Origin of the sequence: Prevotella sp. (assembly GCF_036570325.1) — a bacterium.
Lineage (GTDB): Bacteria > Bacteroidota > Bacteroidia > Bacteroidales > Bacteroidaceae > Prevotella.
In genome coordinates, this window is record NZ_DATCYK010000059.1 from 1 (window position 1) to 8,286 (window position 8,286).

Annotated in this window: 6 protein-coding genes and 1 pseudogene; 5 read left to right on the forward strand and 2 right to left on the reverse strand. The window is 52.8% G+C overall.

All coding sequences use genetic code 11. From position 1 onward, the window contains the following. Window positions 1–78 precede the first annotated feature (78 nt). From VIR50_RS07645 to VIR50_RS07665, 5 genes are all read left to right on the forward strand, one after another. Entirely contained in the window at window positions 79–729 is a 651-nt protein-coding gene (locus VIR50_RS07645) for a hypothetical protein (protein WP_331934555.1), read from the forward strand. A 12-nt stretch (window positions 730–741) separates the two neighbouring features. Then, the gene (gene rpoN / locus VIR50_RS07650) at window positions 742–2,268 is read left to right on the forward strand and encodes an RNA polymerase factor sigma-54 (RefSeq protein ID WP_331934556.1); all 1,527 of its coding nucleotides are present in this window, start codon (window positions 742–744) and stop codon (window positions 2,266–2,268) included. A gap of 69 nt (window positions 2,269–2,337) precedes the next feature. Continuing rightward, complete coding sequence (locus tag VIR50_RS07655; RefSeq protein ID WP_331934560.1) at window positions 2,338–2,940, forward strand: phosphatase PAP2 family protein; 603 nt, start codon at window positions 2,338–2,340, stop codon at window positions 2,938–2,940. Between the two features lie 18 nt (window positions 2,941–2,958). After that, a complete protein-coding gene (gene purE, locus VIR50_RS07660) occupies window positions 2,959–3,462 on the forward strand; it encodes a 5-(carboxyamino)imidazole ribonucleotide mutase (protein WP_331934557.1) in 504 nt (167 codons plus the stop codon). 144 nt (window positions 3,463–3,606) lie between these two features. Beyond that, window positions 3,607–5,490 (forward strand): 4-hydroxy-3-methylbut-2-en-1-yl diphosphate synthase, encoded by a 1,884-nt coding sequence (locus tag VIR50_RS07665; protein WP_331934558.1) that lies wholly within the window; start codon window positions 3,607–3,609, stop codon window positions 5,488–5,490. 181 nt (window positions 5,491–5,671) lie between these two features. Here the strand turns inward: VIR50_RS07665 and VIR50_RS07670 are convergent, their stop codons facing one another. Both VIR50_RS07670 and VIR50_RS07675 read right to left on the reverse strand, forming a co-directional pair. Then, the gene (locus VIR50_RS07670; protein WP_331934559.1) at window positions 5,672–7,615 is read right to left on the reverse strand and encodes an AAA domain-containing protein; all 1,944 of its coding nucleotides are present in this window, start codon (window positions 7,613–7,615) and stop codon (window positions 5,672–5,674) included. A gap of 170 nt (window positions 7,616–7,785) precedes the next feature. Then, window positions 7,786–8,286 (reverse strand): annotated as a pseudogene (locus tag VIR50_RS07675) (DNA polymerase IV); the annotation flags it as partial.

An 8,286-nucleotide genomic window follows, 5' to 3' on the forward strand; every position in this document is an offset into this window, starting at 1 on the left:
TCCCTCTCTTGAAAAAGTGGAGCTTTAATTTTGGAATATCATGCAATTACAGTATCTTTGCAACAAAAGTATTTCATTATGGCTACACATCCTTTATGGCAGGAGGAGTATTGGGTTTTGCTGATGCAACTCTATCTGAAAAAACCGGTGGGCGTGAAGGCTTTATACTCCAAACCTTTGATAGATTTGAGCCTCGAGCTGCACATAGAGCCCGAGTTTCTCTACGAGCAGCTCTTTCGCATCAGGCGAAAGGACTCACCGGCCATGTGCCGTTTGTGGGACACCTATGGCGAACACCACAGCCGGTTGGGCCGTGACGCGGCCAAGGTGCGCCGCATGAAAGGTTATGGCAACGCCGAGGGATTTTATGATGGAGTAGCCGTTAATGAGTCGTTTGAAAGAGATTTTCGTCCCTTGGCGCAAAATCCACAGCTCAATCCCGTCATGCTGATTCGCATTCTCGACCTTTACTTCCGCCTGACACCGCTGACCATGGTTGTCGCCACGGCCGAAATACAAGACGAGGCACGGCTGTTGAGGATTCCGGCCTCGCTCATCGTCAACGTGATGGAGGTGTTCCAGTTCTGCGACCCTTACCTTAATCGCGGCGATTTGCTTATCGATCCGCTGTTGTTACCGTGCAAGGACATCTGGAAACGCTATGGAAACGACAATCCCGAAAGGCTGTCGGCCGTGTCGGCGCAGCTAAAAGAGTATTTCAAATCATAGGAAACAACCGGTATGGCTCAGAAAATCATACAGACACAAGAGCAAAAGTTGGCTCAGATACAGCGGCTGTCGCAACAGCAAATGTTGGTGGTGCATCTGTTGGAAATGCCCATCACCGAGCTTGAGGAGAACGTAAACGCCCAGCTCGACGACAATCCGGCGTTGGAAAAGGCCGACGAGAGTGAGGACGAAATGCCCGACCTGCGCGACGACGGCAGCGTGGCCGGCGACGAACCCGAAGGTTTTGAGGAGGAAAACGAGCGCGAGGAGCGACAAGAAGCCCTCGATGAGGCGCTCGAAAGCATAGGCTTTGACGATAAAATGCCCGAGACGCAGTGGTCGCAGCGCAACAATGCCGACTACGAAGAGATAGTCTACGGCGACACGGTGTCCTTTTACGACAAGTTGAAGGAGCAGATGGGCGAGCTGGAACTTACCTCGCAAGAGGAGGAAGTGATGGAATACATCATCGGAAGTCTGGACGATGACGGGCTGTTGCGCAAGGATTTGGATACCATTTGTGACGAGTTGGCCATTTATCAGAACATCGACGTGAGCGTGGAAGCCATAGAGCAGGTATTGAAACGCCTGCAAACATTCGATCCCGCGGGCATAGGCGCCCGCTCGTTGCAAGAATGTTTGTTGCTCCAAATCGACCGTTTGCTCGAAGAAGCGCAAGCCGTGGGGCAACCGAAGCGGCTGTTGGAGTTGCTGCGTGAGGTCATCGCCGACTGTTTCGAGGACTTTACCCGCAAGCGATGGGGCCATATTCAGGAGCAGTTACAGCTAAGTGACGCCGTCGTTGACGACCTCAAGGAAGAGGTAAAGCGGCTCAATCCGAAGCCGGGAGCCGCCATGGGTGAGACGATGGGCCGCAATCTGCAACAGATAACGCCCGACTTCATCGTCGATACGGCTGATGATGGCACGGTGACTTTCGGCATGAACAATGGCAGTTTGCCCGATTTGTCGGTGTCGCCGTCGTTCGCCAAGATGGTCGACGACTATAAGGACCGTAAGGACAAGCCCCTTAATAGGCAGGAGCAGGAGGCCTTGGTTTATGCCAAAGATAAGGTAGACAAGGCCCGAAACTTCATCGACGCCATCCGACAACGCCGTCATACGATGTATGTTACCATGAAGGCCATCATCGAATGGCAGCACCGGTTCTTCACCGATGGTGATGAGGCCGACCTGAAGCCCATGATTTTGAAGGACATCGCCGAGAAAACGGGGCTCGATATATCGACGGTGAGCCGTGTGAGCAACGTAAAATACGTGCAAACACGCTGGGGTACGTTCCCGTTAAGGTTCTTCTTTACCGATGGTTACGACACGGGCAGCGGCGAGGAAACCTCTACCCGCAAGATAAAGCTGGCCCTCAAGGACATGATAGGCAAGGAAGATACGAGCCATCCGCTAAGCGACGAGGCCTTGGCAGGCGAGATGAAAAAGCTCGGTTACCCCGTGGCACGCCGCACGGTGGCCAAGTATAGGGAGCAGATGGGCATTCCCGTGGCCCGACTGCGCAAGGATTGACCGCTCACGATGGACCTATAATGACATAAAAGCAAACTAAAGATAACGATTGTGGTTAAGGAAAAAGACATGATTCTCACGGCTCGGGTCGTCAGCAAGGTGTTCAGTCCGTTTTATCTGCCCTTGGTCGGGCTGATAGCTTTGTTCGTATTCAGCTATCTAAGCATGTTGCCCGTGTTTTATAAACTGACGGTCTTGCTGCTGGTTTATGTGTTCACGGCGTTGTTGCCCACCCTTTTGATTCGCCTATATCGCAACTCGCAGGGCTGGTCGCTTATCGAGTTGGGGTCGCGCGAACGGCGTATGGTGCCCTATGTCATATCCATCTTGTGTTATTTTACGTGCATTTATCTCATGAATGTCTTTCATATTCCTCATTTCATGGGAAGCATTTTGATGGCCGCTTTGCTCATTCAGGTGGCTTGTGCCATTATTAATATATGGTGGAAAATATCCACCCATACCGCCGCCATTGGCGGTGTGGCCGGTGCGTTGATGGCTTTCGCCATGATTTTTGCCTTTAATCCGATGTGGTGGTTCTGTTTTGTGATGGTACTTTCGGGCGCCGTAGGAACCAGTCGCATGATTTTGAGACAGCATTCGCTGCCCCAAGTGGTGGTCGGATTCATCATAGGACTGGCTGCCGCCTTCTTTGTTATTTTGAAATTATAAAGATAATACATTATTGATATGAAGCCTTTAGTAAGTATAATCATGGGAAGTACGAGTGACTTACCCGTTATGGAGAAAGCATGTAAGTGGTTGGATGACAACGAAATCCCCTTTGAGGTAAACGCCCTTTCGGCCCATCGCACCCCCGACGCGGTGGAAGCGTTCGCCAAGGGAGCCAAGGCGCGTGGCGTGAAGGTCATCATCGCCGCTGCCGGTATGGCCGCCGCGCTGCCCGGAGTGATAGCCGCGTCTACGTCGTTGCCCGTCATCGGTGTGCCCATCAAGGGCATGCTCGACGGTCTTGACGCCATGCTTTCCATCATACAAATGCCTCCCGGCATTCCCGTAGCTACCGTTGGAGTGAACGGAGCGCAAAATGCGGCCGTGTTGGCAGCCGAAATGATTGCCATCGGCGATGAGACTGTGGCCGCCAAGGTCGACGCTTGGAAAGCCGGGTTGGGCGCCAAAATAGAAAAGGCCAACAAGGAATTGGCCGAGATAAAGTATAAGTTTAAGGTGTAAGAGGGTACACCGCCACCGGTCGGAGGTTGCTCTCAATGGGGTATGGGCAGCGCTCTGACAAGGCAAAGGGATTGCTGCCGGCAGGCATGGAAGCAGTCTCGATAAGTCATTATGTGCCCTTCAAACTTGTAATCATCAAAGAAAATGGATTTATTTAATTATCAACGGCGCGCTACAAGCACCGTGCATGTAGGCTCTATCGACATGGGTGGCGACAATGCCATTCGTGTTCAGAGCATGACAACCACCAATACCAACGACACGGAGGCTTGCGTTGAGCAGGCCAAAGAGATCATTGAGGCCGGTGGAGAGTTAGTGCGGTTGACCACACAAGGCACGAAAGAGGCCGAGAATTTACGAAATATCAACGCCCAACTGCGCTCCGAGGGCTATCAGACGCCCTTGGTGGCTGACGTGCATTTCAATCCCAATGTGGCCGACGTGGCCGCCCTGTATGCCGAGAAGGTAAGGGTGAACCCCGGAAACTACGTGGATCCGGCCCGAAAGTTCATCAAGCAGGAGTACACCGATGAGGAATATGCGCAGGAACTCAAGAAAATAGAGGATCGCTTTGTGCCTTTCCTTCATATATGTAAGGCCAATCATACGGCCGTAAGAATCGGTGTGAACCACGGATCGTTGTCCGATCGCATCCGAAATCGCTATGGTGATACGCCCGCAGGTATTGTTGAGAGCTGTATGGAGTTCCTTCGTATCTGCAAGAAAGAGGCGTTCGAAGATGTCGTTATTTCGATAAAGGCGTCTAATACGGTCGTCATGGTACAGTCGGTGCGTATGTTGGTCGACGCCATGGATAAGGAAGATATGCGTTATCCGCTGCATTTGGGCGTCACGGAAGCCGGTGAAGGCGAGGACGGACGTATCAAGAGCGCCGTCGGCATAGGCGCCTTGCTGGCCGATGGCATAGGTGATACCGTGCGGGTGAGCCTCAGTGAGGAACCCGCGGCGGAGATTCCGGTGGCCCGTCACTTGGTGGATTACTTGGGAAAGCATGCCGGCCACATGGTCATTCCCGGCACGCCGTCGTCCGATTTCAATTGGTTGAATCCCCAACGGCGCACGACTCGAGCCGTGGCAGGCATAGGTGGAGAGAATGTACCCATCGTGATTGCCTCGCAAACGCAGCCCCATGGCGCCACGATTGTAGGCGACGGAGCGCCCAAAGCTGACTATCTGTATGTCGGAAGCAGCCTTCCCGAACAGTTGGAGACCAATCAGAAGTACCTGATAGACTACGATAAGTATATCGAGTTGCAGCAAACGCAGTCGCCCTTGTTGGCTTCAGGCTGTTTGGCTCCAATCTTCCCGACGAGCGCCATTCCCTTTATCGGCTTGGTAAAGGCCGAGGTGAAGTTCCTCGTTTTGCGCTTTGGGGCGCCCGCCGAGGAGTATCAGGCTTGTTTGAAGGCCCATCCCGAGGTGGTCGTAGTTTGCGTGAGCGACCATCAGAACCGCTTGGGCGACCAGCGGGCGTTGGTCCATGAAATGATGAACGCGGGTCTTCTCAATCCTATTGTCTTCACGCAGATGTATCGACATGGCCGCAATGAGAAGAGCGTTTTCCAATTAGAAGCCGCCGCCGACATGGGAGCGCTGGCCATAGACGGCTTTACCGATGGTTTGTGGTTGCTCAATGATGGTGATATTCCGCAGGAAGAAGTGGTTGACACGGCCTTCGGAATCTTGCAGGCGGCCCGCCTTCGCACCAGCAAAACGGAGTATATATCGTGCCCGGGGTGCGGAAGAACACTCTATGATTTGCGTGAAACAATCGCTCGAATCAAGGAAGCGACCAAGGAAATGAAGGGCTTGAAGATAGGCATTATGGGCTGCATCGTCAATGGACCGGGTGAAATGGCCGACGCGGATTACGGCTATGTGGGCGCCGGAATCAATCGGGTGAGCCTTTACCGCAAACAAGTGTGCGTGGAAAAGAACATCCCGCAGGAAGTGGCGGTGGAGCATTTGCTCGACCTTATCAGGAAAGACAGCCAACAACAGCAGTAAAAACATGGCGGCGCCATGGGGCTTCTGTCGATTTGGAAGCCTATTGAAAGAGAATAAAAAAGGTAGGACGTTTATATATATGTTTATGGACGTTTATATATATGTTTATGGACTTTTATATATATGTTTATAGAAACTCATATCCCCTTTTGTGGCATACAAGAATGGGAGAGCGGGCAGATTACTCGCCCCGTTCCACGTACTCATAGAGCTTTTTATAGAAAGGATGTCGGGTCAAAGTAGCGACATCACCCAGAATGATGAGCTTCATGCGGGCCCGTGTTATGGCCACGTTCATGCGTCGAAGGTCACGCAGGAAGCCAATTTGTCCCTCGTCATTGCTGCGCACCAAGGAGATGAGAATGATGTCACGCTCCTGCCCCTGAAAGCCATCCACGGTGTTGACACTGATGAATGAGCGGTATGGTTTGAAGAAATCATCGTGCTTGATGAGGCTTCTGAGGTATTGCACTTGCGCACGATAAGGCGATATGACGCCCACGTCGATGCGCTCATCGAGTATTCGCTGTTTTCCTATTTTCGTGAAATAATCCTTTAAGGTGTCGAGCGTCATGCGGGCTTCCTGCTTATTGATGCGCCCGAAAGTGGTGCCGACGAAGGTCTCGCCATACGTTCCCGTGGGCTTGGCGATACCCTCCTCTTCGCTCACGGGCGTGTCATTGGGGCGGCTGTCACGCCATTCTATGGGGTGATCGTAGTCAAGAATGCCCCGATACCTTATCTGTGGGGCGCTCTCCACTTGGCCGTGGTAGAACCAATCGCTCGAAAAGCGCATGATTTCCTCGTTCATTCGGTATTGTATTTTCAGCAAAGTAACCACCTCGGGCTTGTTTTCGACAATGCGTTCCATGAGCGTTTTGCCCAGACCGGCCCGCATGGCAGCGATACTTTTCACCGTTGGGGGAAGCTGACAGTGGTCGCCGGCCAAGACAACCCTCGTCACCCGTCGCATGGGAATCCAACAAGCGGCCTCCAAAGCCTGCGCCGCTTCGTCAATAAAGAGCGTCCCAAACTTCATGCCTTCCAGCGTTCGGTGGGTGGAACCTACCAAAGTAGAGGCTATGACACGTGCTTCGCCAAACAGTTCGCTGTTGATTCGTATCTCCAACTCCATGGCCCGACCCTTCAAGCGCTCCATTTTCTGATGGTAATTCTCGGAACCTTTGCGGCGTTGGGTGCGCAATTCGCGGATGGCTTTGCGCAAACTCCACAATTGGGGATAGTCGGGATGGCCCTCGAAGCGGCGCTCGTAGGTGAAGCCTAACATCTTATCGTTCACCCGGGTGGGGTTGCCTATGCGCAAAACGTTGATTCCCCGGTCGACAAGTTTCTCACAAATCCAGTCCACGGCCATGTTACTTTGGGCGCAAACGAGCACCTGATTTTCCCTCATCAGCGTCTCGTTGATGGCTTCAACGAGCGTGGTGGTCTTGCCGGTGCCCGGAGGTCCGTGGACGATAGCCACGTCCTTGCCCCGCAAGACCTCGTTGACAGCCCGTTCCTGCGTGGGGTTCAACCAAGGGAACGTCATGGGTTGAAAGCTGAATTGCTCCGCTTTCTGCCGCGAATAGAAGAGGTCTCGCAGGTGGGCCAGCCTATTGTTCTTGGCCCCAATGGCCCTATCGAGGGCGTCAAACATGGCCTTGTAGCTCGTTTCGTCAAAGGAAAGCTGCACGCCGATGGGCTTTTCGGCCGATTGAAGGTCGAGGATGGGCGCCGAGTCGGGCACGGTGATAACCATACGGTCGCCGTCTACGTAGGAAACAGTGCCCGTAAAATGGTAATAATATAAAGAGGTGGCGTCGTCATGACGGACGGTCGACGGCATGTTTTCGCCCTTTTCACGGAAGAACATGACGGGTCGGCCAAATTCAAAGTTATGTTCGATGTCGTCATCGGTGGTCCTGAACACCTCGATGGCACGCTGGTTGAGCGAGTTATAGAAACTTTTGCCCATGCGAAGGGGGAACCACGCGTCGCCACGCTTCACTTTCCGGGCCATGCCCGTGGCTTCCGTTTGCCGTCGAAACTCTTCTTTCTCCGCGTAATACTCCATCTGGAGCAGCAGTTTTTGGCGTTTTAATTCTTCTATGGGCGACAACATAATGCTTTAATTTTGAGGCAAAGATACAATATTTTTTTGCCTTCGGCGATGGCCAAAGCAGGCTTTTTGACAATGGAAAACCCACTTTTCGGCCGTTTTTCATAAGAAATAAACGGGGCAGAAGGCGTCTTTCAAACAGTTTTTGTGTAGAAAAAGCGTGGTCAATAGCGTCAGCGGCCGTGCTTGGGCCAGTCTTTGAACTGCAATTGCAGTTGAATCCACTCCTTTCTCGTCGGCTCGTTGTCGCCCTGCGGGTTAGATACCGACAAGCCGATGAGCCTTATGGGGTGGGCCGAGGAGTAGGCCACGTCCTGCAAGAGCTTCTTGGCCAGCGGCAGAATGTCGTCCTTCGTCTTCAAGGCATGGGGCTGCGTAAGGCTCCGGGTGATTTGTTGGAAGTCGCCGTATTTCACTTTCAGCGTGAGCGTTTTGCCCTCGAAATCATCTTTCTTGATACGTTCGGTAAGCTCGATGACGGTGTGGTACAACTCAATCAGTACGGCCGAATGGAGGCTGATGTCCTCCATGAACGTGCGTTCGCAGCCCACCGACTTCCTAATACGCTCCACCACGACCGGCCGATTGTCGATACCACGGGCGAAATCGTAGAAAATCTGCCCCGATTTTCCGAACACTTCCTTCAGATGATTGAGCGAACAGCGGCGCAGGTC

Bases quoted from the DNA above. Each gene is read 5' to 3' on its own strand.
- VIR50_RS07645 (WP_331934555.1), top strand. From the start codon at position 79: ATGGCTACACATCCTTTATGGCAGGAGGAGTATTGGGTTTTGCTGATG.
- rpoN (WP_331934556.1), top strand. From the start codon at position 742: ATGGCTCAGAAAATCATACAGACACAAGAGCAAAAGTTGGCTCAGATA.
- VIR50_RS07655 (WP_331934560.1), top strand. From the start codon at position 2,338: ATGATTCTCACGGCTCGGGTCGTCAGCAAGGTGTTCAGTCCGTTTTAT.
- purE (WP_331934557.1), top strand. From the start codon at position 2,959: ATGAAGCCTTTAGTAAGTATAATCATGGGAAGTACGAGTGACTTACCC.
- VIR50_RS07665 (WP_331934558.1), top strand. From the start codon at position 3,607: ATGGATTTATTTAATTATCAACGGCGCGCTACAAGCACCGTGCATGTA.
- VIR50_RS07670 (WP_331934559.1), bottom strand. From the start codon at position 7,615: ATGTTGTCGCCCATAGAAGAATTAAAACGCCAAAAACTGCTGCTCCAG.